Genomic DNA, 23,386 nt, shown 5'->3' with positions numbered 1-23,386 from the left:
GGGTGGGCACCGTGCGGGCGCTGGCCACCGCGCGGCGCGTCTCGTCCTGGGCCGCCTGCATGCGGGAGCGGCCCTGCTGGATGCGCTGGAGCAGGGACTGGGACGCGGCGGAGTCCACGCTGTCCGCGGGCACGCGCTGCAGCTGCGCCTCGATCTCCCCGATGGAGGGGTCCAGGTACGCCTCGTCCAGCTTCTGGGCGTAGAGCGCCGTCCACCGGCGGCTGGCCTGCTCGAACTCGGGCGAGGGCGGCGCGGGGGCGCGGCTGCACCCGGAGACGAAGAGGAGGGCTGCGAGACCAAGGCCCATGATGGGCCGCTTCGGACGGGGGACCTGGGGGCGCACGGCCCCGGTTTATGCCACCTTCCGTCCGCCCGCGCCGCTTTTCCGCACGGCCGCGTCAGGCGGCTAGACGCCCAGGAACAGCCGCTTGCCGAAGTTGAGCGCCAGGTCCGCGTCGAAGATCTTCTGCGCGGAGGTCTCGATGTCGTACTCCACGCGCAGGTACTCCACCGTGCGCGCGTCCGTGTCGCAGATGACGAAGCAGGCCCGGTTGTCGTAGTCGCGCGGCTGGCCCACGCTGCCCACGGACACGATGTACTTGTAGCCCTTGCGCAGCACGAACTTCTGGGCCACCACGTCGTTCACCTCGCCGTTGCCAATGGCGAACGCGCGGCACAGGTGGCTGTGCCCGATGAACGTCACCTCCGGCAGCTCCGCCACGTACGGCGTCAGCTCGCGCGCCTGCTCCAGCGCGAAGATGTACTCGTATGCCTTCGGGTCGATGGGCGAGCCGTGGCAGAAGCCCACCTCGCCGATGCGGTATGTGTACGGGAGGCTGCGCAGCCAGGCCAGGTTCTCGTCGGAGATGACGTTGGCGCTCCAGTCGAGCGCGTGCCGGGCGGCGTCGTAGTAGTACGAGTAGTCCATCCGCCCCGCCACCGCGGCGTCGTGGTTGCCCAGGAGCGTGATCTCCGCCACCGAGCGCACCAGGTCGCAGCACGGGTTGGGGGACGCCCCGTAACCGACGATGTCCCCCAGCGACACGAAGCGGTCCACCTTCTGGTGCTCCGCCACCCTCAGCACCTCCGTGAGGGCCTCGATGTTGGAGTGGATGTCGGAGATGACGGCGATGCGCATGGGAGCCCTATCGGGGGGTCTGCTGGGACTGGGAGATGATGCGCCGCAGACTCGTCAGGGCGTCCGCGTCCAACGCTTCGAATCTCAGGCCCATGCCCGGGGGCCGGCCGGCGGGTTGCTCGTCCTGCCGCAACCAGACGACCGTGGCCTGCGCCTGCAACTGCGTGTCCGTCGCCTGCTGGGTGAGCCGCACCTGCGCCCGCGTCCCCGCCGCCAGCGGGGTGCTCGTCCTGAGAAAGAGGCCTCCCTCGCTCAGGTTGGCGATGCGTGCATACAGGGTCACGTTCTCACCCTCGCACCAGCAGCGCAGGAGGGTGCCGACCCGCGCGTGCTTTCGATTTTCGCTCAACCGGGGGGACCTCCCGACGCGGAACCTGCCTGTCCACGTCGGCGCTGAAAAAGGACGTCCGCACCGGATTTATTCATCCACTGCGTCCGGTCGAGCCTAGGGAGGGTGGGTGCGGCCCGTCAAGTTCCACACCGGGCCGCATGCCCCCTGCTGAACTCCCCTACCCGCCCAGCGGGCCCAGGTCGTCGAAGTGGGTGAGCTTCTTGAACTCGGCGAAGCGGGCGTGGATCTCCGGGCGCTGCACCTCGCGCAGGCGCTCCAGGCTGAACTTCTCCACGGTGAAGGAGGCCATCACGCTCCCCATGACCATGGCCTTGCGCAACAGCTGCTGATCCACCTTGCCGGAGGCGGAGGTGGCCAGGGTGCCCATGAAGCCGCCGGCGAAGGTGTCACCCGCGCCGGTGGGATCAAAGACCTCCGACAGGGGGAACGCCGGGCAGGCGAAGATGTGGTCCTGGTCGAAGAGGAGCGCGCCGTGCTCGCCGCGCTTGATGACCACGCGGGACGGGCCCATGGCCAGGATGGCGCGGGCGGCCTTCACCACGTTGTGCTCGCCGGACAGCTGGCGGGCCTCCGCGTCGTTGATGAAGAGCAGGTTCACGCGCTGGAGCGTCTTGAGCAGCGCGGGGCGGCTGCCCTGGATCCAGAAGTTCATCGTGTCCGCGGCCACCAGCTTGGGCGCCTTCACCTGGTCCAGCACGCGCGACTGGAGCTCCGGGTGGATGTTGCCCAGGAAGACGTAGGGCGTCTCCCGGTAGGCGGCCGGCAGGTTGGGCGAGAAGGACTCGAAGACGTTGAGCTGGGTGTCCAGCGTCTGCGCCTCGTTGAGCTCCCAGCCGTACTTGCCCTTCCAGCGGAAGGTGCGGCCGGCCTCGCGGGTGAGCCCCTCCAGGTCGATTCCGCGCCCGCGCAGGAACTGGAGGTGCGACTCCGGGAAGTCCTCGCCAATCACCGCCACCAGCTGCACGGGGCCGAAGAAGGACGCGGTGGTGGAGAAGTAGGTGGCCGAGCCACCCAGCACGTCCTCCTTCTTGCCGAAGGGCGTTTCCAGCGAGTCCAGCGCGATTGAACCGACGACGAGAAGAGACATGGAGGCTTCTTCCTGGGGGTGACCCGGCGCGCGTACGGCATCGCGTCAGGGCACGGCGCATTCCAGGGGAAACCCCGTGCCCGTGCCGGGTACGACACCTTCCCGGCAACGTCAAGGGGACAACGGTCTAGAACACCGGGACGCCCGTGGTGGTAATGAGGGCCTTCAGGTCGTCGTCGGTGAAGAAGAAGCCCGCGCCGAAGAAGAAGTCGCGGCCGGCGATGAGGCGCCGGGTGGCCGCGTCACGCTGCCTGGCGTTGAGGATGTCGTCCATGCCCGCGATGGCGTACAGGTGGTCGAACGCCTGGGCCTTCAGCATGGCGCGAAGCCGCGGGTAGCGCAGCTCGTCCGCGGTGAAGTTGAACGCGTCCATCTTCAGGGTGAGCGCGTCGTCGAAGAAGTGCAGGTCCGCGCCCACACCGCCGGTGGACTCGATGAGGCCCACGCGCAGGGTGGTGAAGTAGTAGCGCTTGGCGAACTGGAGGCTGACCTTGAAGGACTCCTTGGTCACCTTCTGCGTCTGGATGACCGGGTCCCCTTCCGACGGCGGGTTCGTCTGCACCACCTGCGTGCTGACGGAGCCGCGCGGGTCGTCGATGATCTCCAGCAGGTAGTACTTGTCCGGCTTGGGGATGAGCTTCAACGTCAGGCCGTTCTTCGACGCGCCCTGGGACACCAGGTAGGTGCTGAACAGGCCCACCTCCGTCTGGAGGGTGGAGAGGCGGGTGGCGAACTCGCTGACGTCGGTGACGGCCTCGCTCACGCGCTGACCCAGCTGCTCGTCGGTGAGCAGCGCGCCCGCGGCGCCCTCGCCGTCCTTCACCTTGCGGGTGATCTCCTCCAGGTTGGCCAGGGTGCTGTCCAGCCGTCCCAGCGTCTGCTTGAGGCTGGAGACGCTGTCCTTGAGCTCCCCTTCCCCGCTGCCCACGATGTTCTTGACGGTGCCGAGCACCTCGCGGACGTCCTGGGTGATCATCTCCACGTTGGTGACGATGCGGGTGACCTCCGCGCCGTTGCCCTGGGTGATGGCGCGCACGTCGGAGGACACGCCCTCCACGTTCGCCATGATGGTGTCCAGGCGGTCCGTGTTGCGGCGCACCGTCGCGTCCACCGAGTCCGACAGGCGGACCAGGTTCTCCACGATGCGCTCCAGGCTGCCCGCGCCCTTCTCGCCGCCCAGCACCTCGCGCAGCGCGCCGGTCACCTGCTGGATGTCGGAGGTGATCTGCGACAGGGACTCGAAGACGGCCTCCACGCCCTGGGTGTCGATGACGCGGCGGATCTGCCCGCCGTTCTCCAGCTCCGGCGCCTGCTCCGTGCCGGGGTTCAGGTCCAGCAGGTAGTCGCCCAGGAGCGACTCCGAGCGCTTGGTGACCGCGGCGTCCTGGCGGATGTCCACGCCCTTGCGGATCTTCAGCCAGATCTTCGCGCGGGTGCCCTCCAGGCTGATGTCGCTGATCTCCCCCACGGGGATGCCGGCGATCTGCACCCGGCCGCGCACCGCGAGCCCGGACGCGTCCCGGAAGTAGGCCCACACCTGGGTGGAATCACGGTCGCTCAGCCCGCCCTTCTTGGCGAACAGCACGAACGTGATGAGGAAGCCCCCGGCGGCGAGGACCAGCAGGCCAACACGGAAGGGCGTGACGAGCTTCTTCACCTGATGTGACTCCGAGCGCTACCACCGGCCGCGCGGGACTCTAACGATTTGCATGCCGGGTGCCAGCTTTTCATGAAGGGCTGGAATCCTTGGGGGACCGGGTTCCCCTCCCGGTGTCCTACTAGTTTTTGCCGAACCACGTCTGGAGGAAGACCTGGACGGCCGGGTGCTGGGACTCCCGCAGCTGCTCCGGCGGGCCGTGCTCCACGATGACGCCCTTGGACAGGAAGGCGATCTGGTTGGCCACGTTGAAGGCGGACGCGATGTCGTGGCTGATGACCACGCTGGTGACGCCCAGCTCCTTCTGCGCGGTGAGGATCATGTCGTCCACGGAGTCCGTGGTGATGGGATCCAGGCCGGTGGTGGGCTCGTCGTAGAGGACGACCTTGGGGTCCAGCACCACCGCGCGCGCCAGGCCCACGCGCTTGCGCATGCCGCCGGACAGGTCCGCGGGGAAGCGGCCCTCCACCTCGCGCTTGAGGCCCATGAGGTCCAGGCGCTTGCGCACCTGCACGCGGATCTCGTCCTCGGACAGCTTCGTGTGCTGGCGCAGCGGGAAGGCGACGTTCTCGAACACCGTCATGGAGTCGAAGAGCGCGGCGGCCTGGAACACCATCCCGAAGCTGCGGCGGACCTGCTGCAACCCCTCCACGCTCATGGGGACGATGTCCTGCCCGTCCACGATGACCTGGCCGCTGTCCGGCTTGAGCAGGCCAATCATGTGCTTCATCAGCACCGTCTTGCCGGAGCCGGAGCCGCCCAGGATGACGCAGGTGCTGCCCGCGGGCACGGTGAGGTTGATGCCGGTGAGGACCTTGTTCCCGGCGAACGTCTTGTGCAGGTCCACGATCTGGATCATCGCCTTCGAGGTTCCGGCGGTAGCGCCGGTGGACTCGGGCGGGGGCGGAGTCGGCGGGCCCATCAGTGCATCATCATGCCGACGATGAAATCGAGGATGAAGATGGCCAGCGCGCTGGAGACCATCGCCTCCGTGGTGGCCTGGCCCACGCCCTTGGCGCCGCCGGACGCGTTGAAGCCCTTGTAACAACAGATGAGGGCCACGGAGAGGCCGAAGATGGCGCCCTTGAGGAGGCCCTCGTAGACGTCCGACGGGGCCATCCACTGCTGGGTGCGCGACAGGAACGTGCCGGGGGAGATGCCCAGGCCGAACACGGCGACGACGTAGGCGCCGGACATGCCCGTGGTGTTGAAGAGCATGGTGAGCGCGGGGACCATGAACAGGCCCGCGAGCACCCGGGGCACCAGCAGGTACTGCACCGGGTTGACGGCCATGGTCTCCAGCGCGTCCACCTGTTCGGTGACGCGCATGGTGCCCAGCTCCGTGCACATGGCGGAGCCGGCGCGCATGGTGACCATCAGCGCGGCGAACACGGAGGCCAGCTCGCGCGTGAGCGTCAGGGCCACGGTGGGGCCCACCAGGCTCTCCGCGTCGAACAGGGCGAAGGCCGTGGACGTCTGGAGGGCGAACACCATGCCGGTGAACGTGCCGGTGAGCCCCACGATGAAGATGGAGCCCACGCCCACGAAGTCCAGCTGGGTGAAGAGGTTGTGCAGGCGGAACGGGCGGCGCACGCTCCAGCGGAAGACGTCCAGGCCCAGGGCCACCACGCCGCCAATGCTGCTGACGACGTCGATGATGCCCTTGCCGAGGCCCTCCACCGACTGAGTGAAGGCGCCGGTGAACCGGTTGGGTTTGCTGGGGGTCTCGGTGGTCATGCGTTCAGGCGGGCGACTCTACGTGCTCCGGACGGCGGCACAAGGGAACTCAAGCGTCGCCCATCCCACCCCCACCTCCATATCGGCTGGTCGCCAGGGGGGCTCCCACGCGGCGCGAAGGTGGGATGCGATGGGGCTTCCTCCGCCTGGGGTCGGCCGTTATGTTCCGCGGCCCTTTACTTTCCACGCCCGGCGCGCCCCTCAAAGGGGAGTTGCCGGGCCAGAGCGACACGACAGCATGGCTACTCTGAAGGTCGGCGGCGAGGTGGATGCCCAGTGCACCCGCTGCAAGATGAATCTGGCGCACACCATCCTCGCGATGGTGGGTCCGAAGATCGTGCGCGTCCGCTGCAACACCTGCGGCGGTGATCACGCGTTCCGGGGCGCGGCGGGCGTCACGGACCGCCCCAAGGCCGCCTCGACCCGGGCCCCGCGCGCCGCGTCCGGCACGCCCCGCGCGGAGAAGGTGGTCATCTCCTTCGACGAGCAGCTGGCGGGCAAGGACATCGCGAGCGCTCCCAAGTACAGCCCCAAGGACACCTACAAGGTGGATCAGGTGATCCACCACCCGACGTTCGGGGTGGGCCTGGTGACTGCGGTGCGCGGCGACAAGGTGGACCTCACCTTCCGCTCGGACACCAAGACGCTGGTGCACGGCCGCGGCGGGGTTCCGACGGACCGGCCCGCCTTCAGCCCTCCCACGACCCGGCAGGCGGGGCCCGCGGACAAGCCCATGGCCGAGCCTCCTCCCGAGGAGGAAGGGGCTGCTGAGACTTCCCTGCCTTCCGGGGATTGACCCGGAGGCCGGAGCGGCGGTCAACTGGGACGCTGGGTTTCCCGTATGCGTCCGCCGCTCCACTTCGCTGTCTGCCTCCTGATGCTGGGTGCCGCCGTGGCGCGGGCGGAACCGCCGGAGGTGGAGGCGACGCCCGGGCGCGTGGTGCTCGGGAAGGACACGGCCGTGGAGGTGCGGGTGCGGGTGCCCAAGGGCGCCGGCCCCGTGCGCGCGGCGGCTTCCTCCGGCACCTGGGCGGAAGAGCGGCTGGAGGGCGGCGCCGAGCGCGTCTTCCACTGGACGCCTCCGTCGGTGCGCTACCCGTTGTGGGCGGTGCTCGCGTTCTGGGTGGAGGACGGCCGCGCGCCGGACGTCACCACCGTGGTGCTGCCGCTCCTGGGGCGCACCACGCTGGACGTGTCCACCGCGCCGGGCGCGGAGGTGGTGGTCGCGGTGGGCGACGCGAGATTCGGCCCGGTGAAGGCGGACGGGCACGGCCGGGCGCAGGTGCCCGTGGAGGTGCCTCCGGATGCGAAGGAGGCGCGCGTGCTCGCGACCCGGGGCACGCTCACCACGGATCGCAGCGCGCCGCTGGAGGTGCCCGCGAATCGTCCGCTCGTCGCCGCGCTCACGCCGGATCCGCTGCCCGTGGAGGGCGGAGGCTGGCTGATCATCGCGGGCGACCCGGAGCGGATCTCCGCCTCGGAGCTGACCGTGGAAGCGGAGGGCGCCACCGTGAAGCCGGTGGCTCCGGAGCGCGCGCGCTACACGGTGCAGCCGCGCACGGACGCCACGGACGTGTCTGTCTCCGTGCGCTGGAGTGATGCGCCCGCCGGGGACGCGGTGCGGCTCCAGGGCGCGGTGAAGCCCGCCACCGCACGGCCCGCGGAGGGGGTGATCATCCCGGACCACGTCATCCTTTTCCCGGCACACGGGGTCCGGATCCCGACATCGAGACTCACGTCGCTGTTCCTCCTGGGCGGCGCGGCGTTCGCGAGCGGCGCCAATGGTGGACCGCTGCTGGGGTTGGGCGTGTCCGTGCCGCTGCCCCTGTGGCGCGGGCGCGTGGCGGCGGAGGCGGAGGTGGGCCTGCGTCACGCGAGCCTGGATGGACGCCAGGGCGCCACGGACGTGCACTCGCGCGTGTGGGGAGTCCCCCTGCTTTTGTCCGCGCGGGTCACCCTTTTTCAACGGGGCTCCTTCCAGCTGGACGGCCGTGCAGGCGGGGGCGTGCTGGCTTTGAGTCATCACCTGTCGACGGATGCCATTGGGACCGCGGACGTCTTTCCCGCCGTCGTGGATGAGCGCAGAGTGCGCGCCATGGGATTCCTGGCCGCGCAGGGCGCCTATCAATTGGGACGCTGGAGCATCCTCACGGAAGTGCGCGGGGCATTGGCGCCCGTGGAGACACCGTCGCTTCGCGCCGAACTGGGCGGCGTGTCCGTGTCCGCGGGGCTGAGGTTCGTTCCGTGAAGCGCGCGGGCCTGGGCATGGTGGGGATGGCGGTGCTGGCGTGGGCCTGCACGGGCGGTCCCGAGTCGTTGCCCCCACCCAGCATCACCGGCGTGGAGCCCGCGACGCTGCCGGTGAACACGAAGGACGACGACATCACCGTCCGGTTCGACGCGCGCTACGCCGTGGCGGTGGACTACGGCACGCAGAAGGTGGATGCGCGCATGGGTTCGGGCCGCATCTGGGTGGACGAGGAGGAAGCGACGGTGACGCGCTTCGACCCGACCGGCGTCGCCATCGCCACGGTGCCCCGGGGCCTGGGCGCGGGCGTGCACGCGGTGCGGCTGCGGCTGGACGACGGTCGCGAGGCGGTGGCCAGGGAGGCCCTCACCCTGCGCCCTCCAGGACAGGAGGGCGTGGATCCGCCCATCCTCGAGGACGGCGGCGTGCTGATGGCCTCCGACGCGGGGCCCATCGTCAAGTGCCGTGACGCCGGGGTCGACACCGAAGACTGCGGCGATCCGCGGGACGCGGGGCCGGGACCGGATGATCCGATGCGCGAGGGCGACATCACGGCCTACGCCTTCGACGCCATCGAAGGCACGCGCATGAGCCGGACGTCCTTCGCCATCACGGTGCGCGCCCAGGGGCCGCGGGCCGGGCACTTCCAGGGCTCGTTGGAATTGTTCGCCTCACGCGGCACCGTGACGCCGACCAAGATTGGCCCGTGCGACAGCGGCGTGTGCGACGCGACCATCGTCATGGACGCGCCCGCGGGCAACGTGCACCTCAACGCCGTGGACAGCTTCGGCGTGACCGGCGAGTCCAACACGTTCCGGCTGGAGCCGTACAAGTAGCGCGCGGGCTCACCCCGCCGCGCGCAGCAGCTCCAGCGTGCGCTGCATGTCCGACGGCAGCGGTGCATCCACCCCGCGCGCGGGCACTCCGGGCAGCGCGGGCCACTCCACGCGCGCGGCGTGCAGCGGCGTCCGGGTCAGCACCTCCTGGCTCCCCTGCCCTCCCAGGTCGCCTTCCGTGAGCGGAGCCTCGCGGCCGTACTGGTGATCCACGAGCAGCGGGTGCCCCAGCGACAGCAGGTGCACGCGAATCTGATGCGTGCGGCCCGTCATCGGCTCCGCCTCCACCAGGGACGCGCGCGCGAAGGTCTCCACCGGGCGCACCCGCGTGCGTGATGGCTTTGCGTCCGGCTCCTCCGGCCTCGCCACGCGCATGCGTCCCTTGCGGCCGGCCACCAGCGGCGCGTCCACCATCCGGGGCGCCTCCAGCCGGCCCTCCACCAGGGCGCGGTAGCGCTTGCGCACCTTGCCCGTCTCGAAGGCCTGGGACAGCGCGCGGTGCACGTCCGCGTCCAGCGCGAACACCAGGGCGCCGGAGGTGTCCCGGTCCAGCCGGTGCACCACGTACACCTTGCGGCCCAGGTGCGCCTCCAGCGTGTCGCGCAGGGACGGGCCGCCCTCGCGGCCGGGGATGACGAGCACCCCGGCCGGCTTGTCCACCACCATCACGCCCGCGCCCTCGAAGAGGACGCGGGGAACCTCTCCGCTCATTCGTAGTCCGACGCCGGCACGACGGTGATGGGGCCCAGCCCTTCCAGGAGCGGCTTCACCTCCGACGCCTTGCCCAGCACCACGATGACCGGCCGGTCCGCGAACGCGTACTTCTTCGCCGCGGCGGCCACGTCCTTGGGCGTCACCGCGCGCAGCCGGTCGCGGAACTTCTCCACCCAGTCGTCGCCCAGGCCATGCATGCGCATGTCCGCGATGACAGAGGCCACGGACTCATTGGTCTCCGTGCGCAGCGGATAGAGGCCCGCCAGGTAGCTCTGCGCGTCCTTCAGCTCGCGGGGCTTCAAGCCCGCGTCGCGCACGCCGTGGATCTCCTTCAGCGCCACGTCGATGATCTCCCGCGTGGACGCCGTCTTCGTGAACGTGGACAGCGCGAAGATGCCGCCCGAACTCATCGTGTCGAAGTAGGAGCTGACGCCGTAGGTGAGGCCCCGGTTGACGCGGATCTCGTTCATCAGCCGCGACGTGAAGCCGCCGCCCAGCGCGATGTTCATGGCCGTGGCGGGGAAGTAGTCCTCGTGGCCCAGCCAGAAGCCCGGGCCGCCCAGGCGCACCTGGGACTGCGTCTGGTCCGGCTTGTCCACCAGCAGCACCGTCCCGGCCTTCGCCAGCGGCTCCTGGTTGCGGGGCAGCATCGGCTCGGCGTCGGGGCCGCCCGTCCAGCCGGCGAAGGCGCGCTCCGCCTCCGCGGCCACGGTCTCCGGGGCGATGGCGCCCACCACCGTCAGCAGGGAGATCTTCGGCCCCATGCACTCCGCGTGGAAGCGGACCACGTCGTCGCGGGTGAACGTGGACACGGTGCGCTTGTTGCCGCCCAGGTCGCGCCCGTACGGATGGTCCCCCCACACGGCGCGCGTGAAGGCGCGGTCCGCGATGGAGGACGGATCATCCAGGTCGTTGGCGAACTGCGCCAGCGCGCGCTCCCGGGCGTCCACCACTTCCTGCTCCGGGAACGTGGGCTCGCGCACCACCTGCCCCAGCACGTCGAGCATCGCGGAGAAGTGCTCCGCGGGCGTGGTGAGGTAGACGGACAGCACGTCCTCGTTGACGCCCGCGTAGAGGCTGGCGCCCACGAACTCGATGGCCTCGCTGATGCCATCCGCGTCCATGCGCTTGGTGCCCCGGCGCAGCAGCCGCGCGGTGAAGTCCGCCAGGCCGTCCTTGCCCGGCGGATCCCACACGCCGCCCGCGCGCATCACCAGCCGCACGGACACGAGCGGCAGCGGCCCGCGCTCGGCGGCGATGACCTTCAGGCCCGTGGACGTGATGCTCTCATGCAGCACGGGCAGCTTCAGCTCGCCGGTGGCGGCGGACTTCGGCGCGGGCACGGCCTTCAGCAGCTTCTTCGCCCGGGACGGGACGGCCTTCTTCGCCTGCGCGACCTTCTTGCGCGCGGCGGTGGCCTGCTTGCGCACGGCCTTGGCGGCCTTACGGACGGTGTTCTTCACGGAGGCGATCTTTCGGGAGGCCATGGGTTACGCCTCCGCCGCTTCGTCACCGGCCTCTTCAGCGCCGGCTTCGGGATGGAGGGTGACCACCGAGCGGCGCTCGGGGGCGAAGTACTTCGCGGCCACGGCCTTCACCTGCTCCGCCGTGACGTTCGCGTAGAAGGTCGGCAGGGACAGCCCCTCGCGCCAGTCTCCCAGCAGGGCCTCGTAGTGGCCCAGGGCGTGGCCCCGGCCGCTGTTGGTGGACAGCTCCCGCAGGTGGTCCGCGCGCAGGTTGTTCTTCGCCTTCTGCAGCTCCTTGTCGGTGACGCCCTCGCGCGCCAGCTTCTCCAGCTCCGCGTACAGCAAGGCTTCCACCTTCGCGGGGTCCGAGTCCGGCTTGAGCTCCAGGTAGAACAGGATGGTCCCCGGGTCGATGCGCCAGCTCCAGTCGAGCATCACCGACACGGCGGCCTTCTGGTCGTAGACCAGCGACTTCACCAGCCGGCTGCCCTCGCCCTTGGTGAGGACGTACTGGACGACGTCCAGCACCAGCGTGTCCTCGTCGCTGGCGGCGGGGCCGCGGAAGCCGATCATCACCGACGGCGACTGCGCGGGGTGGCGCACCACGGCGCGGCGCTCGCCCTTCTGCTCCGGCTCCGCGTTGAGCACCGGCGCCGGCGTGGGGCCGCGCGGGATGTTCCCGTAGTACTTGCGCACCAGCGCGAGCGTCTTCTTCGGGTCGATGTCCCCGACGATGTAGAGCACCGCGTTGTTGGGCGCGTAGTACGTGCGGAAGTACTCCTGGCAGTCCTCGCGGGTGATGTTCTCGATGTCCGCCATCCAGCCGATGACGGGCCAGCGGTACGCGTGCGCCTTGTAGACGAGCGTGCCCAGCTCCTCGTCCATCATGCCGGGGATTTCGTTGTCCACGCGGACGCGGCGCTCCTCCATCACGACCTGGCGCTCGCTCGTCAACGTCTCCTGGGAGATGCGCAGGGAGCGCATCCGGTCCGACTCCAGGTCGAGCACCGTCTCCAGCGCGTCCGCGGAGAAGTCGTCGTAGTACACCGTCATGTCGTTGGACGTGTACGCGTTGGAGCGGCCGCCGTTGGACTCCAGCGTCTTGTCGAACATCTTGGGGCCGTACTTCTTCGCCCCGTTGAACATCATGTGTTCGAACAGGTGGCTGATGCCGGTGATGCCGGGCCGCTCGTTGCGGCTGCCCACCTGGAAGAAGGTGTAGAGGCTCACTACCGGGGCCTGGTGGTTCGCCAGCAGGCGGACCTTCAGGCCGTTGGGCAGCGTTGCCTCGTGAACGTCGAAGAGGGCGGCGAGGGTGGGGTCCACCGCGCGCACGGCGGTGGACCGCGGGGATGCCTTGGACATAGGTGCCTCACCGTAACCACGGCGGGGCTAGAGATCCACGACACCTTCACGCAGGGCCTTCACCACCGCGTCCACGTGGGAGTTGACGCCCATCTTCCGGTAGATATGCGACAGGTGCGTGCGCACCGTGCGCCGCTCCAGCGTCATCACCCGCCCCACCTCCGCGTTGGACAGGCCCTTGGCCACGTAGCGCAGGACGTCCAGCTCCAGGGCCGTCAGCCCCCAGGGCAGCTCGGCGGGCTTCTGGGCGGGCTTCGCCTGGACGGACTGGAAGTAGTTCCAGAAGCGCCGCGCGATGATGGGCTCCAGCACGGTGCCCCCGTCCATGACCTCCTGGATGCCGGAGCGTATCTTCTCCGGCCCCACCCGCTTCACCAGGTAGCCGGACGCGCCCGCCTGGATGGCCTCGTAGACCTTCTGCTCGTCCTCGAAGGACGTGAGGATGAGGATCTCCACCTCCGGGGCGCGGCGCTTGACCTTCTGGGTCACCTGGATGCCGTTCAACCCCGGCAGCTCCAGGTCCAGCAGGACGAGCTGCGGGCGCTCGCGGACGATGTCGTCCACCGCCTGCTCGCCATCCTGGGAGGTGCCCACCACCTCCAGCTCCGGGAAGGTGCCCAGCACCTTGACCAGGTTGCGCAGGAGCTGGGGCTGGTCCTCGACGACGAAGATGCGCGTGCGCTCCACGGAACTCACCGCCTGGTGGGGGGAGGCTGGAACTGTTCCTCCAGCTTCTGGTGCTGGCCCCGCGAGAAGCGGAGCTGGAAGTCCTTCTGCTCGCCGGTGGAGATGGCCACCACGCGGATGTCGCGCGTGCCCACGCGGACCGGGTAGTTCACCAGCGGCGTCGCGCGGCGCACCCGGGCCCCGTCGATGAAGACGTTCGCCGGGAGGTTCGTGCGCAACGTGAGGAAAGCGCGCTGGTTCTTGGGGGGCACGCCCGGCTCGGCGGAGTCCGCTTCCGCGTCCTCGTCCTCCACGTCCCGCGCGTCCGGGTTGGGCGGCGGCGCGGGCGGAGGGGGTGTGATGGGCTTGAGCGCGGACGGGTTCGCGGTCTGCCCCGAGGTGCCGTTCGCCACGGGCGCGTTCGGGTCGTAGCGGGGCAGCTCCGGTTCGTGCACCGGATCCAGGCCCAGCCGCCACGCGGCGACCGCGAACATGAACAGGCCCACCAGGGCGATGCCGCCCGCGATGAAGAGCAGGCGCTTGCGGCGGGTGCCCGCGTCCACCGCGTTCATGCTCGGCGTCTCCACCGTGTCGAAGCGCTGGTGCACGGGCAGGTGCCGGTCCGACGGCGCGGGCTCCGCCATGTCGCTGCGCACGCGGCCTTCCGGCCTGGGAGGCGCCGCGCGGCGCTCCGAGCGGGGCTCGGGAGGAAGGGCCTCGGTGGGCTCGGCGCGGCCCCGGCGCTCCTGGCGGGGCACGGCCGCCTCCAGAGCCCTGGGGGCCGCGGAGGGCGTTCCTCCGCCCGCGGGGAGGATCGCCGTCTCCTGACCGGGGGCCCTGCCGCCGGCACCGGGCGCGGGGCGCAGGGCCGGGCGCTTCGTGGAGGGCGGCGGTTCGTCGTCGGAGCCCAGGGGCACCCCGGAGGGCTGTCCGGGCCGCAGGGCCGGGCGGCGGCCCGAGGGGGGGACGGGCTCCTCCGCGCCCAGGGGCACTCCGGGGCGCATGGCGGCGCGGCGGCCGGTGGGCACGGGCGGTTCGTCCTCGCCCAGGGGCGGCCCGGAGAAGTCCTCGACCACCTTCACGCGAGGGTTGCGCCCGGCGCGCGAGGAAGCAGGGCCCTCCGCGCTGGCCTGACGGCGGGACTTCTGCGCGAGGACTCCGGGCGGCGCGTCCCAGCCCTGCTCCAGCGGCCCCGCGTGTGAAGGGTCGGTGCTCCGCGCTTCGCTCGCGGGCTCGGGCTCCGGGGCGGGTGCGTCGTCCTCGGGCGCATCCGGCGCGTAGTCCTGGGGACGGAACGCCTCGAAGCCGGGCGCGGCCTCCTGCGTGTCCGCGGAGGCCTCGTGCTCCGTGGGTGCGCGGCTGTACGGCGCGCGCTGGACGATGGACGCCTCGTGCTCCTCGGCGTGCAGGTCCTCCATCTCCGCGCCGGAGACGGGCTCCAGCTGGAAGGGCTCAGCGAACGGCACGGGCCCGGGGGCCGCGAGGCTCACCTCGTTGGGGAACAGCTCCGACACGAAGCGCCCCACCTCTTCGGGACCGGGCAGGCCGCCGCCCGCGGAGAGGAAGTTGCGCAGCGCCTGGGCGAACTCACCGCACGAGCGGAAGCGCCGCTGGGGCGCGGGATCCAGCGCGCGCATGATGGCCGGATCCAGGCGCGAGTTGATCCGCCGGTCCAACCGGCTGGGCGGGGGCAGCGTCTCGCGCCGGGTGCTGACACCGCTGCCGGGGACCACGGCCTCGCGCAGCGTGAGCAGCTCGTAGGCGATGGCGCCCAGCGAATACACGTCGGACGCCTCCGTTGGCGTCTCCCCGCGAGTGACCTCCGGCGCGCGGTACGCGCTGCGGCCCCGGTGCGCGAACGTGCGCTTGAGCTGGGGCACGGACAGGAGCGCCTGGAGCGCGCCGAAGTCGCAGATGGCCGGGAAGCCGTCGCGGGACAGCAGGATGTTGCCGGGGGTGATGGCCCCGTGGACGACGCCCGCGTCGTGCGCGAGCTGCACGGTCTCCAGGAGCTGGATGACGATGGAGAGCGCCACCGTGGGCGGCAGCAGGACCTCCTTCGTGTTGAGGCGCTGGAGCGCGATGCCCAGCGTGAAGCCGTCCACGTCCTCGCGCACCACGGCGAGCCGCTGCTTCACGAAGCCCACGTCCACGACGTGGAGGAGGCCCGGGTGGCGCACGGGCTGGAGCCGCCGCACCGTCTCCGCCAGCTCGCGGGCGTAGCCAGGGTCGGAGGTGCGCGGCAGGAAGAGCTTCACCGCGACGGGGAGGGTGGGCAGCAGCAGGGCCTCGTACAGCTCCGCCAGGTCCCCTGCCTCCGTGCGGCCGGTGAGCCGGTACGTCCCGCTCATCGGGGCTTCCGGGGCGTCTTGGGCGCGCTCGCGCGGCGGGGCACGGCGGCGAACATGAAGCCGCACCAGACGCACGACTCACCGCGCCGTCCGCGGGGCAGCTCCAGGGTGCAGCCGGGGCAGCGCGGCCGGGGCCGGGCGGTGCGGACGGTGGCGGCGGAGACGCTGGCGCGGGTGCGGACGGGGGGCGGCTTGCGGGCCTCCAGGGCCAGTCGGGCCTCCAGCCGGCGCACCCGGTCCTCCAGCGCGGTGATGCGAGCGGACAGGCGCGCGTGGAGGTCCTCGGCGGAGGCCGGGGATGGACGTGGGGTGCGCATCGTTGGACAGAGCGTGCCAGCCCCGTGCGAAGCCCGCAAGGACGCGGGCGAAGGGCGAGCGGCGCGTGTTATGTTTGGGGGTCCCGTGCCTCTACTCTCCCCTGCCCAGCCCATCCCGGGCGGACCCTCCGTGGATCCGCTGCACGGGAGCTTCCGTTCCTCCATCCGCCGCGAGCACGCCGAAGACGCGGCCCGCCGTGCGAGGGACCTGCTCACCGACGACGTGCTCGGCCGACTGCTCACCACGCCGCGCGAGCCCACCACCCAGGTGCCGCATTCGCGGGACGTGTTCGTCAACCGCAACCTGCGCATGGACCACGTCGAGCTCATCGGCTTCGACATGGACTACACGCTGGCCATCTACCACATGCGCCGGTTGGAGCAGCTGTCGTTCGACATGACGCTGGCGAAGCTGATCAGCGAGTACGGCTACCCGCCGTTCGTGGGCGGCCTGCTCTACGACCACCACTTCGTGATGCGCGGGCTGGCCGTGGACCGCGTGAACGGCAACGTGCTGAAGATGGACCGCTTCGGTCACGTGGGGCGCGCGTACCACGGCCTGCGGCCGCTGAAGCGCGACGCGTGGAAGGAGCTGTACCGCAACAAGCGCGTGCGGCTGCGCAACCCGCAGTTCGCGTGGAACGACACGCTCTTCGCGCTGCCGGAGACGTGCCTGTATTCGGGCATCATCGAGCTGATGGAGTCGCTGGGGCACACCGTGAACTACGGCAAGCTCTACGACGACATCCGGGAAGCCATCGACACGGTGCACCGGGACAACTCGCTCAAGCGGGAGATCCGCAAGGACCTGGCGCGCTACGTGTTCCTGGACCCGGAGCTGGGGCCGGCGTTGCACAAGCTGCGCTCGGGCGGGAAGCGGCTGTTCCTGCTGACGAACTCCGCGTGGGACTACACGAACGCGGTGATGCGCTACCTCTTGGACGGGCAGCTGCCGGAGTACCCCAGCTGGCGCAACTACTTCGACTTCACGGTGACGGCGGCGGGCAAGCCGGCGTTCTTCACGGAAGCCCGGCCGTTCCTGGAGCTGGATTCGTCCACGGAGGCCGGCAAGGTCGTCGGTGAGGCGAAGTCGCTGGAGCGCGGCACGGTGTACTCCGGAGGCAACCTGGCCCAGTTCGAGGAGTTCACCGGCTACCGGGGCGAGCACATCCTCTACGTGGGCGACCACATCTACGGCGACATCCTGAAGTCGAAGAAGGCGTCGCTGTGGCGCACGTGCATGATCGTCCAGGAGATCGAGGACGAGATCACCTACACGGATCAGCGGCGCGAGGAGATCGTCACGCTGTCCGAGGTGGAGCTGACGCGCGCGCGGCTGGACGACGAGGTGAACCACCGCAAGACGGTGTTGAACAGCCTGGAGCGCAGGCTGGAGCGCGAGGAGCTTCCCGCGGCGGAGCGGCTGGAGGTGGAGGAGCTGCGCAAGAAGACGAAGGCGGAGCTGGAGAAGCTGCGCCGGTCGTTGAAGGAGACCAACGGCATCGCGGACACGTTGGAGCGCGACGTCGAGGAGGGCTTCAACCCGTACTGGGGCCTGCTGTTCAAGGAGGGCAACGAGAACAGCCGCTTCGGCTACCAGGTGGAGCAGTACGCGTGTCTCTACACGAGCCGCGTGTCGAACTTCCTGCACCACTCGCCGATGCAGTACTACCGCTCGCCGCGCGACCTGATGGCGCACGAGCAGGCCGGAGCGCTGTCGAGCAAGATGTCTCCGATGGGCAGTGAGGGTCCGCCGAAGGGTTCGTTGGAGAAGGAGTAGCTCAGGGGGTCGCGGGAAGCCGGCCCCAGATGACGTCGCTGAAGCGCGACGTGGGCGCCGGCTCGATGCCCAGCTTGCGCAGGTCGTCGGTGTGCCGGGCGCCCTTCACGACGACCCAGCGCCGGGCGACGCGCCTCCCCTCCTCCACTGCTTCGGGCGTGAGGGGGGCATGCTCCGCGAAGCGGCGCAGGACGTCGAAGGCGGGCTGGGCCTTCTTGGGCTTGGCGAACATCGGATCGAAGAAGACGACGTCGAAGGACTTCGCGGGCAGCGACTTCAGATGCGCGTGCGCGTCCGCGTGGATCACTTCGATGGCGCAGGAGTCCGCACCCCGGTCGTAGCGCTGGAGCCCCTCCGCGGCGACGATGCACAGGGGCAGGCTCTTCTCCAGGCCCACCACCCGGCCCGTGGGGCCCACGGCGAGCGACGCCACCAGCGCGTCCTGAGCCAGCCCCAGGGTGCAGTCGAGCACGGCATCCCCTGGGACGATCTCCGCGACCTTGAGGAACGCGTCGTCGCGCTGCCCCTGCCGAAGGCGCATGCGTCGTAGGTGCGCCATGCCCGCGTGGAAGCCGAACGACCCCTGCGGCTCCCACAGCGTCACGCCATCGCCGCCCACGACGAGCAGCGCATCCACCTTCGTGCCCAGCCAGGGCGCGATGCCCTCACTGGAGCGGCGCGAGAGAAACGGCAGGTTCCACCGCTGCGCCACGGCCCGCGCCTCGCGCACCGTGGCCACGTCCGTCTTCGTGCTGGTGGTGACGGCGAGGGGAAGCGGGGTCATCGCAAGCAAGGTCCCATACCATGCGCCTCATGAACTTTCGGGTCTGGATTGCCGTGCTCGCCGGAGGGGCCTTCACGGGAGGCTGCGCTGCCGCACCGCTCGCGACCTGCACCCCTGCGGACTCCACCATGAGCTGCTGCATCAAGGCGCATCCCCTGAGCCCCGTCGACAGCTGCGGCGCTTCGGAGGCCGAGGCCGTTGCCGCACTCACCGTCCTGAAAACGGCCTACGAAGCCTCACGCCTGACCGAAGACGACTTCGCCAACAACGCCCAGCTCCCTGAATGGCAGCAGGCGTGCATCCGCAGCTATGTCGACTGCAAGAACCAGGGCTGGAAGGGGCGCTGCTACGATTGCCTGCGGTATTGCGAGGGGCAGCACGAGTGGCCCTTCAAGGCCTGCGCTCCCACCAGGAAGTGACGCCATGGTCGAAGATCTCGAAGGCGACTGGCATCAACTCCGTGTCCGCGACACGCGCGCCCAGCAGGAGGGAACGGTCGTCCTGGATGACGCCCTACGCGCGCTCCTGCGCCGAGCCGGCCCTTCCGTGGCCATGCCCCCCGCAGAAGTAGAAGCCGGCTTGCGCACACCGGAGGCCGCGACGGCACTCCTCCACCAGATGCGTCAACGCGTCACGGAGGGCTCCCGGCGCATGAGCGATGCCCTCCACCGCATGTACCGCCTGCGCGACCAGGGCGACCTGGACGGCGCGCGCCAGCAGATGCGGGACCTGCTTGCCGCGGAAGTCGTGCCGTACTACCGCGAGCTCGCGGAAGGGCAGCTCGCGGACTTGGACTGAACCGCCCTACTCCGCGACCGCCTGGAGCTTCCGGCCACCCTGCATCTGCGCCACCGTCACGGACTGGTTCCGGCCGTTGCGCTTGGAGTGGTAGAGGCACTGGTCCGCCAGGTCGATCATCTGCTGCTTCTCCATGGCGTTGTCCGGGAACGTCGCGATGCCCAGCGACATCGTGATGCGCAGCGGGCCCATCTCCGTCTGGAACACCTCCGCCATCACCGCCTCGCGGATGCGCTCGGCGATGATCTTCGCGCCCTGCACGTCCGTCTCCGGCATCACCATCACGAACTCCTCGCCGCCGTAGCGCGCGACGACGTCCGTGTCCCGCGCCAGCGTCTTGATGATGCGCGCCACGCCCTTGAGCACCTGGTCGCCCGTCGGGTGCCCGTACGTGTCGTTCACGCTCTTGAAGTGGTCCACGTCCGTCAACATGATGGAGCACTTGCGGTTGTACCGCCGCGCCTGCGCCAGGATTTCGTCCGCGCGCGACTGGAACGTGCGGTGGTTGAGCAGCCCCGTGAGGCCGTCCGTCGTCGCCATCCGCTCCATCTGCTCGTAGAGCTGCGCGCGCAACACCGCCTGCGCCGCCTGGATGGCGATGACCTCAATCATCCGCAGCACGTCCTGCTCGAAGGCCGTCTTCTTGCGCGACCCCGCCACCAGCGTGCCCAGGATGCGGTCCCCCGCCACCAGTGGGAAGATCTTCAGCGCGCCCAGGCCGCGCACCTGCGTCTCTTCATCGAAGATGACCTGGCGGTCCATCGCCTTGATGTCCCGCCCCGGCAGCGGCGCCCCGTAGCGCACCACGTTCGCGACCAGGCCGTTGTTGTCCTGGAACGTGCGCCCCTCCAGCGCCTTGCCCTGCGCCGTGACGCCCGTCATCCGCATCACGCGGTGCACCCGCTTGCCCTCCTGCTCCGACACCAGCGTCACCGCGCAGAAGTCCAGCCCCGCCAGCTGCCGCGTCGCCTCCAGCACCGCCACGAACACCTGGTCCGGGCTGCCCGCGCGGTTCAGCTCCTCGATGGCGCGGAAGAACCGGTCCTTCTCGTCGCGCGTCTTGCGGATGTAGCTCATCACCCGCTCCACCTCGATGGAGCGCAGCACCTCTCCGGCGATGGTGGTGAGCATCTTCTCGTCCTGGTCCGTGAACGGCTCGTTCTTGAGCTTGTCCGCCACCAGCACGCCGCGCACCAGACCGCTGCCCTCCAGGATGGGCACCGCGAGCAGCGCCTGCACCGTGGGGCCGCCGCCCTCGTAGTACGTGACGCCCTTGAGCCCCTGCGGCGAGTTCATCCGCACCGGCGCGCGGCGCTTCAGCACCCCGCCGATGATGCCCTCGCCCGCGTTGAACTTCTCCCGCTGCACCCGCTCCGACGCGGACCGGCAGTCGTACAGCTTCAGGCTCCGGTCGTCCGACGTGAGCAGGAACGCCGCGCAGGTGTCCGTGCGCAGGCCCGTCTCGGCGATCTCCAGCGCCGCGTGCACCGCGCCTTCAATCTCCTTCACCGACGCGACCAGCCACTTCTCGTCGGAGTTCATCCCGCTGAAGCTGTCCTGCGTGCCGGAGGACACCAGCCGGAAGGTGCGCGCGCGCTCCTCCACCTCGCGGATGCGCTTCTGCACCGCGTCCGACTCCGCCCGCTTCGCCACCGCCATCCGAGCGGACAGCACCAGGTGGTACAGCCCCGCGAACAGCGCCAGGAACAGCGTGTGCGTCAGGAACCCGGTGACGTTCACCACCGGCCCGCCCAGCGTCACCAGGCCGTCGTACACCAGCGCCACACCCAGGAGCGTCATGCCCGCGTTGCGCGGCAGGAACGCCACCAGGAACGCCATCAAGAGATACACGATGGGGAACAGCTCCCCGCCGCCGATGGCCACCACGATGAAGGCCGCGGAGATGAGCCCGCCGCCCAGCTCCAGGTCGTCGCGCAGGTCGATGACCGCGCCCACCGAGGAGCGCATCGCCCGGCGCCACGCCGCCATGCCGATGCCGACGAGCAGCCCCATCACGAGCGCCGCTTCCGTCCACCCCAGCGTGTGCAGGCCCCGGAAGCCGCCCTGCGCCAGGTGCACGAAGGTGGCCAGCGCCACCGCCGCGGGGATGGCGCGGAAGAAGGCGCGCACGAGCTTCGCCGGAGAGGGCACCACGGATAGCGAGGTCATGGCGACTCCAGATGGAAGACGATTTCGCCCGGCTTCACGTAGCCGAGCTCCTCACGCACCGACTGCTCCAGCGTCGCCGGGTCCTGGCGCAGCGCCGCGATCTCCTTGCGAAGCGCGTCGTTCTGCGCGGCCAGCGCGCGGTTGCGCTCGTCGAGCGCCTCCACGTCCTGCCGCAGGCGCAGGTAACGACGGAAGCCCTTGGCGTCCGCCACCGAAGCGAGGCTCAGGGCCACCGCCACCACCGCCGCCACCATCAGGAGCTTTCGCCGGGACGTCATGAGCGCCAGCGAAGGTACCAGCGGCCCCCCTGCCCGCAAGAATTCCGCTCCAGCCCTGTAGCACTCCCCAGCGGGGGCGGAAGTCAGTCCGCTTTCAGCAGCTTCTCGATGGCCTTCGCCACGTCCGCCTGGCCCTCGATGCCCTGCCACGCGGCCACCGCCCGGCCGTGCTTGTCCAGCAGCACCGTGCTGGGCAGCGCCCGGATGCGGCCGAAGGCGCTCTCGCCTGCGCGCATGCGGTCATCCGACAGCAGCACCGGGTACGGAAAGGCGTAGTGGTCCGCGAACGGGCCCAGCACCCGGCCCTCGTCGATGTCCATTCCCACCGCGACGACCTGGAAGCCCTGGGGGCCGTACGTCTCCTGCAGCTGCTTCAGCGTGGGCAGGTCCGCCAGGCACGGGAAGCACCAGGTGGCCATGAAGGACACCAGCACCACCTTGCCCGGGAGCTGGCGCGGGTCGTAGCGCGTGGGCCCCACCGACGGCAGCCACAGCGCCCGGTAGAACGCGGGCCCGGCGTCCACAGGCCCGCTGTTCCGGTGACAGCCGGCCCCCAGGCCCGTCACGCAGAGCATGCCCAGCGCCACCGCGCACGCGAGGGCGCGTCGTCGCACCGGGCTCACGCGGCTCAGGCCTCCGACCCCGGAGGACCACCCCGGAGCTGGCACTCACGGCACAGGCCGTACAGCTCCATCTTGTGCGACGTCACCGTGAAGCCGTGCTTGCGCGCCACCGCGTCCTGGAGCGTCTCGATGCGGTCGTTCTCGAACTCCACGATGGTGCCGCAGCTCGTGCAGATGAGGTGGTCGTGGTGCTCGCGCCCCGCCGCTGCCTCGTAGCGCGTCTGCCCGTCACCGAAGTTGCGGGCGTGCGCCAGGCCGCACTCGTTGAGCAGCTTCATCGTGCGGTAGACGGTGGCCACGGACACCTTGGTGTCCTGCTCGCGCACCTTGTTCCACAGCTCCTCCACGGACAGGTGGCCGCCCACCTCGAAGAACGTGTCGATGATGAGGCTGCGCTGGCGCGTGCTCTTCAGGCCGTGCTGGGCCATGTAGCGGGCCAGCACCTCGTCCTTGTCTTGCTCGGAATGGGAGTGGCTGTGGTGATGGGTCGTCATCTGCAATCTCTGGAGCACCCCATGTGTTGGGGTGGGAATGCCTGCTCCCGCAAGACAATTTCGCCAACCGGCCTCAGCGAGCGCCCGCTCCCCCGCTGACTACCACGGACTTCGGCGTCTTCGGCTTGCGCCGCGCGTGGGCTGTTTACATTGAGGCCGGACTGGCTCATTGACACCTGTCTGGCCGCGAAGATAGAGGCATCCGCCCTCGTAAACGAGCAATTTTCCGAACCTTTCCATGATCAGTCCCTGGCAGAGAAGACGGCAGCCCGATGACGTACCCACCCCGGTGGCGGTGGCGGTGTCGGACTTCTGCCGACGCGCGAAGGCTCCGGCCCCCGCACAGCAGGTCCGCGAGGCGCTCGCGCTCCTCACTGAGGATGAGGACTTCCGGGTCCGCGCCCTCACGGACGGTGAACCGGAGACGTCCCCCCTGGGACCCTTCGCGGTGGTGGACATCCTGCGCGGCGTGACGCCGTCGCTGGCGGCCCAGCGCCAGGAGTGCGGCTGTCCCTTATACACATCT

General features: G+C 70.0%; 23 protein-coding genes and 2 pseudogenes. 7 read left to right on the top strand and 18 right to left on the bottom strand.

Annotation, left to right across the window (positions count from 1 at the left end):
• The 7 genes and pseudogenes from D7W79_RS16405 to D7W79_RS16375 all read right to left on the bottom strand — a co-directional run.
• Nucleotides 1-307, bottom strand: a pseudogene (locus tag D7W79_RS16405) (hypothetical protein); the annotation flags it as partial.
• Between the two features lie 99 nt (nucleotides 308-406).
• Nucleotides 407-1,138 (bottom strand): metallophosphoesterase family protein, encoded by a 732-nt coding sequence (locus D7W79_RS16400; protein WP_120526312.1) that lies wholly within the window; start codon nucleotides 1,136-1,138, stop codon nucleotides 407-409.
• A gap of 7 nt (nucleotides 1,139-1,145) precedes the next feature.
• Entirely contained in the window at nucleotides 1,146-1,487 is a 342-nt protein-coding gene (locus D7W79_RS16395; protein ID WP_120526311.1) for a TIGR02266 family protein, read from the bottom strand.
• A 160-nt stretch (nucleotides 1,488-1,647) separates the two neighbouring features.
• A complete protein-coding gene (locus D7W79_RS16390; RefSeq protein ID WP_120526310.1) occupies nucleotides 1,648-2,577 on the bottom strand; it encodes a PfkB family carbohydrate kinase in 930 nt (309 codons plus the stop codon).
• A 127-nt stretch (nucleotides 2,578-2,704) separates the two neighbouring features.
• Complete coding sequence (locus D7W79_RS16385; RefSeq protein ID WP_120526309.1) at nucleotides 2,705-4,234, bottom strand: MlaD family protein; 1,530 nt, start codon at nucleotides 4,232-4,234, stop codon at nucleotides 2,705-2,707.
• Between the two features lie 121 nt (nucleotides 4,235-4,355).
• Nucleotides 4,356-5,093, bottom strand: coding sequence for an ABC transporter ATP-binding protein (locus tag D7W79_RS16380; protein ID WP_120526308.1), 738 nt, complete (start codon nucleotides 5,091-5,093; stop codon nucleotides 4,356-4,358).
• Nucleotides 5,094-5,155: 62 nt separating this feature from the next.
• A complete protein-coding gene (locus tag D7W79_RS16375) occupies nucleotides 5,156-5,971 on the bottom strand; it encodes an MlaE family ABC transporter permease (protein ID WP_120526307.1) in 816 nt (271 codons plus the stop codon).
• 238 nt (nucleotides 5,972-6,209) lie between these two features.
• Between D7W79_RS16375 and D7W79_RS16370 the strand changes: the two genes are divergently transcribed.
• From D7W79_RS16370 to D7W79_RS16360, 3 genes are read left to right on the top strand one after another with little or no spacing between them, the layout of a single operon-like run.
• Nucleotides 6,210-6,767, top strand: a complete 558-nt coding sequence (locus D7W79_RS16370; protein ID WP_120526306.1) for a hypothetical protein — start codon at nucleotides 6,210-6,212, stop codon at nucleotides 6,765-6,767.
• Between the two features lie 45 nt (nucleotides 6,768-6,812).
• Nucleotides 6,813-8,219 (top strand): hypothetical protein, encoded by a 1,407-nt coding sequence (locus D7W79_RS16365; protein WP_120526305.1) that lies wholly within the window; start codon nucleotides 6,813-6,815, stop codon nucleotides 8,217-8,219.
• On the top strand, nucleotides 8,216-9,055 hold the full coding sequence (locus tag D7W79_RS16360; protein ID WP_120526304.1) for a hypothetical protein: 840 nt from the start codon (nucleotides 8,216-8,218) through the stop codon (nucleotides 9,053-9,055). Before D7W79_RS16365 ends, D7W79_RS16360 begins: the two co-directional genes overlap by 4 nt.
• A gap of 9 nt (nucleotides 9,056-9,064) precedes the next feature.
• Here the strand turns inward: D7W79_RS16360 and D7W79_RS16355 are convergent, their stop codons facing one another.
• From D7W79_RS16355 to D7W79_RS16330, 6 genes are read right to left on the bottom strand one after another with little or no spacing between them, the layout of a single operon-like run.
• Nucleotides 9,065-9,766 (bottom strand): RluA family pseudouridine synthase, encoded by a 702-nt coding sequence (locus tag D7W79_RS16355; protein WP_120526303.1) that lies wholly within the window; start codon nucleotides 9,764-9,766, stop codon nucleotides 9,065-9,067.
• A complete protein-coding gene (locus D7W79_RS16350; protein WP_120526302.1) occupies nucleotides 9,763-11,256 on the bottom strand; it encodes a M16 family metallopeptidase in 1,494 nt (497 codons plus the stop codon). Before D7W79_RS16350 ends, D7W79_RS16355 begins: the two co-directional genes overlap by 4 nt.
• 3 nt (nucleotides 11,257-11,259) lie before the next feature.
• A complete protein-coding gene (locus D7W79_RS16345; RefSeq protein ID WP_120526301.1) occupies nucleotides 11,260-12,600 on the bottom strand; it encodes a M16 family metallopeptidase in 1,341 nt (446 codons plus the stop codon).
• A gap of 27 nt (nucleotides 12,601-12,627) precedes the next feature.
• Nucleotides 12,628-13,287 (bottom strand): response regulator, encoded by a 660-nt coding sequence (locus D7W79_RS16340; protein ID WP_120526316.1) that lies wholly within the window; start codon nucleotides 13,285-13,287, stop codon nucleotides 12,628-12,630.
• A gap of 5 nt (nucleotides 13,288-13,292) precedes the next feature.
• Nucleotides 13,293-15,617, bottom strand: a complete 2,325-nt coding sequence (locus D7W79_RS16335; RefSeq protein ID WP_208729749.1) for a serine/threonine protein kinase — start codon at nucleotides 15,615-15,617, stop codon at nucleotides 13,293-13,295.
• Nucleotides 15,614-15,934, bottom strand: coding sequence for a hypothetical protein (locus D7W79_RS16330; protein WP_120526300.1), 321 nt, complete (start codon nucleotides 15,932-15,934; stop codon nucleotides 15,614-15,616). The genes D7W79_RS16335 and D7W79_RS16330 overlap by 4 nt, the downstream gene beginning before the upstream one ends.
• A 70-nt stretch (nucleotides 15,935-16,004) precedes the next feature.
• Here D7W79_RS16330 and D7W79_RS16325 point away from each other — a divergent pair, with 70 nt between their 5' ends.
• Nucleotides 16,005-17,714, top strand: coding sequence for an HAD-IG family 5'-nucleotidase (locus tag D7W79_RS16325; protein ID WP_120526299.1), 1,710 nt, complete (start codon nucleotides 16,005-16,007; stop codon nucleotides 17,712-17,714).
• A 1-nt stretch (nucleotide 17,715) separates the two neighbouring features.
• Here the strand turns inward: D7W79_RS16325 and D7W79_RS16320 are convergent, their stop codons facing one another.
• The gene (locus D7W79_RS16320) at nucleotides 17,716-18,498 is read right to left on the bottom strand and encodes a class I SAM-dependent methyltransferase (RefSeq protein ID WP_171432941.1); all 783 of its coding nucleotides are present in this window, start codon (nucleotides 18,496-18,498) and stop codon (nucleotides 17,716-17,718) included.
• Nucleotides 18,499-18,527: 29 nt separating this feature from the next.
• Here D7W79_RS16320 and D7W79_RS16315 point away from each other — a divergent pair, with 29 nt between their 5' ends.
• Together D7W79_RS16315 and D7W79_RS16310 are read left to right on the top strand one after the other, a co-directional pair.
• Nucleotides 18,528-18,917 carry a hypothetical protein gene (locus D7W79_RS16315; RefSeq protein WP_244221803.1) on the top strand — a complete coding sequence of 130 codons (390 nt, stop codon included), beginning with the start codon at nucleotides 18,528-18,530 and terminating at the stop codon, nucleotides 18,915-18,917.
• Nucleotides 18,808-19,296, top strand: a complete 489-nt coding sequence (locus tag D7W79_RS16310; protein WP_338078806.1) for a DUSAM domain-containing protein — start codon at nucleotides 18,808-18,810, stop codon at nucleotides 19,294-19,296. Before D7W79_RS16315 ends, D7W79_RS16310 begins: the two co-directional genes overlap by 110 nt.
• Nucleotides 19,297-19,302: 6 nt before the next feature.
• Here D7W79_RS16310 and D7W79_RS16305 read toward each other — a convergent pair whose 3' ends face one another.
• The 4 genes from D7W79_RS16305 to D7W79_RS16290 form a co-directional block, all read right to left on the bottom strand.
• Nucleotides 19,303-21,465 carry a sensor domain-containing diguanylate cyclase gene (locus D7W79_RS16305; protein WP_120526296.1) on the bottom strand — a complete coding sequence of 721 codons (2,163 nt, stop codon included), beginning with the start codon at nucleotides 21,463-21,465 and terminating at the stop codon, nucleotides 19,303-19,305.
• Entirely contained in the window at nucleotides 21,462-21,743 is a 282-nt protein-coding gene (locus tag D7W79_RS16300) for an FtsB family cell division protein (protein WP_043321623.1), read from the bottom strand. The genes D7W79_RS16305 and D7W79_RS16300 overlap by 4 nt, the downstream gene beginning before the upstream one ends.
• A gap of 83 nt (nucleotides 21,744-21,826) precedes the next feature.
• Nucleotides 21,827-22,375, bottom strand: coding sequence for a TlpA family protein disulfide reductase (locus D7W79_RS16295; protein ID WP_120526314.1), 549 nt, complete (start codon nucleotides 22,373-22,375; stop codon nucleotides 21,827-21,829).
• Nucleotides 22,372-22,860, bottom strand: coding sequence for a Fur family transcriptional regulator (locus D7W79_RS16290; protein WP_171432938.1), 489 nt, complete (start codon nucleotides 22,858-22,860; stop codon nucleotides 22,372-22,374). Before D7W79_RS16290 ends, D7W79_RS16295 begins: the two co-directional genes overlap by 4 nt.
• 238 nt (nucleotides 22,861-23,098) lie before the next feature.
• Between D7W79_RS16290 and D7W79_RS16285 the strand changes: the two are divergent.
• Nucleotides 23,099-23,386: pseudogene (locus D7W79_RS16285) on the top strand (hypothetical protein); the annotation flags it as partial.

Origin of the sequence: Corallococcus exercitus (assembly GCF_003611585.1) — a bacterium.
In the GTDB taxonomy this organism is placed as follows: Bacteria; Myxococcota; Myxococcia; order Myxococcales; family Myxococcaceae; genus Corallococcus; species Corallococcus exercitus.
The sequence above is the reverse complement of the archived record's forward strand: the minus strand, read 5'-3'. Positions and strand labels throughout refer to the sequence as shown.

Excerpts from the sequence above, each read along its gene's own strand:
- D7W79_RS16400 (WP_120526312.1), bottom strand. The coding sequence starts at position 1,138 with ATGCGCATCGCCGTCATCTCCGACATCCACTCCAACATCGAGGCCCTC.
- D7W79_RS16390 (WP_120526310.1), bottom strand. The coding sequence starts at position 2,577 with ATGTCTCTTCTCGTCGTCGGTTCAATCGCGCTGGACTCGCTGGAAACG.
- D7W79_RS16380 (WP_120526308.1), bottom strand. The coding sequence starts at position 5,093 with ATGATCCAGATCGTGGACCTGCACAAGACGTTCGCCGGGAACAAGGTC.
- D7W79_RS16375 (WP_120526307.1), bottom strand. The coding sequence starts at position 5,971 with ATGACCACCGAGACCCCCAGCAAACCCAACCGGTTCACCGGCGCCTTC.
- D7W79_RS16370 (WP_120526306.1), top strand. The coding sequence starts at position 6,210 with ATGGCTACTCTGAAGGTCGGCGGCGAGGTGGATGCCCAGTGCACCCGC.
- D7W79_RS16365 (WP_120526305.1), top strand. The coding sequence starts at position 6,813 with ATGCGTCCGCCGCTCCACTTCGCTGTCTGCCTCCTGATGCTGGGTGCC.
- D7W79_RS16355 (WP_120526303.1), bottom strand. The coding sequence starts at position 9,766 with ATGAGCGGAGAGGTTCCCCGCGTCCTCTTCGAGGGCGCGGGCGTGATG.
- D7W79_RS16350 (WP_120526302.1), bottom strand. The coding sequence starts at position 11,256 with ATGGCCTCCCGAAAGATCGCCTCCGTGAAGAACACCGTCCGTAAGGCC.
- D7W79_RS16345 (WP_120526301.1), bottom strand. The coding sequence starts at position 12,600 with ATGTCCAAGGCATCCCCGCGGTCCACCGCCGTGCGCGCGGTGGACCCC.
- D7W79_RS16335 (WP_208729749.1), bottom strand. The coding sequence starts at position 15,617 with ATGAGCGGGACGTACCGGCTCACCGGCCGCACGGAGGCAGGGGACCTG.
- D7W79_RS16330 (WP_120526300.1), bottom strand. The coding sequence starts at position 15,934 with ATGCGCACCCCACGTCCATCCCCGGCCTCCGCCGAGGACCTCCACGCG.
- D7W79_RS16325 (WP_120526299.1), top strand. The coding sequence starts at position 16,005 with ATGTTTGGGGGTCCCGTGCCTCTACTCTCCCCTGCCCAGCCCATCCCG.
- D7W79_RS16320 (WP_171432941.1), bottom strand. The coding sequence starts at position 18,498 with ATGACCCCGCTTCCCCTCGCCGTCACCACCAGCACGAAGACGGACGTG.
- D7W79_RS16315 (WP_244221803.1), top strand. The coding sequence starts at position 18,528 with ATGAACTTTCGGGTCTGGATTGCCGTGCTCGCCGGAGGGGCCTTCACG.
- D7W79_RS16310 (WP_338078806.1), top strand. The coding sequence starts at position 18,808 with ATGTCGACTGCAAGAACCAGGGCTGGAAGGGGCGCTGCTACGATTGCC.
- D7W79_RS16305 (WP_120526296.1), bottom strand. The coding sequence starts at position 21,465 with ATGACCTCGCTATCCGTGGTGCCCTCTCCGGCGAAGCTCGTGCGCGCC.
- D7W79_RS16300 (WP_043321623.1), bottom strand. The coding sequence starts at position 21,743 with ATGACGTCCCGGCGAAAGCTCCTGATGGTGGCGGCGGTGGTGGCGGTG.
- D7W79_RS16290 (WP_171432938.1), bottom strand. The coding sequence starts at position 22,860 with ATGACGACCCATCACCACAGCCACTCCCATTCCGAGCAAGACAAGGAC.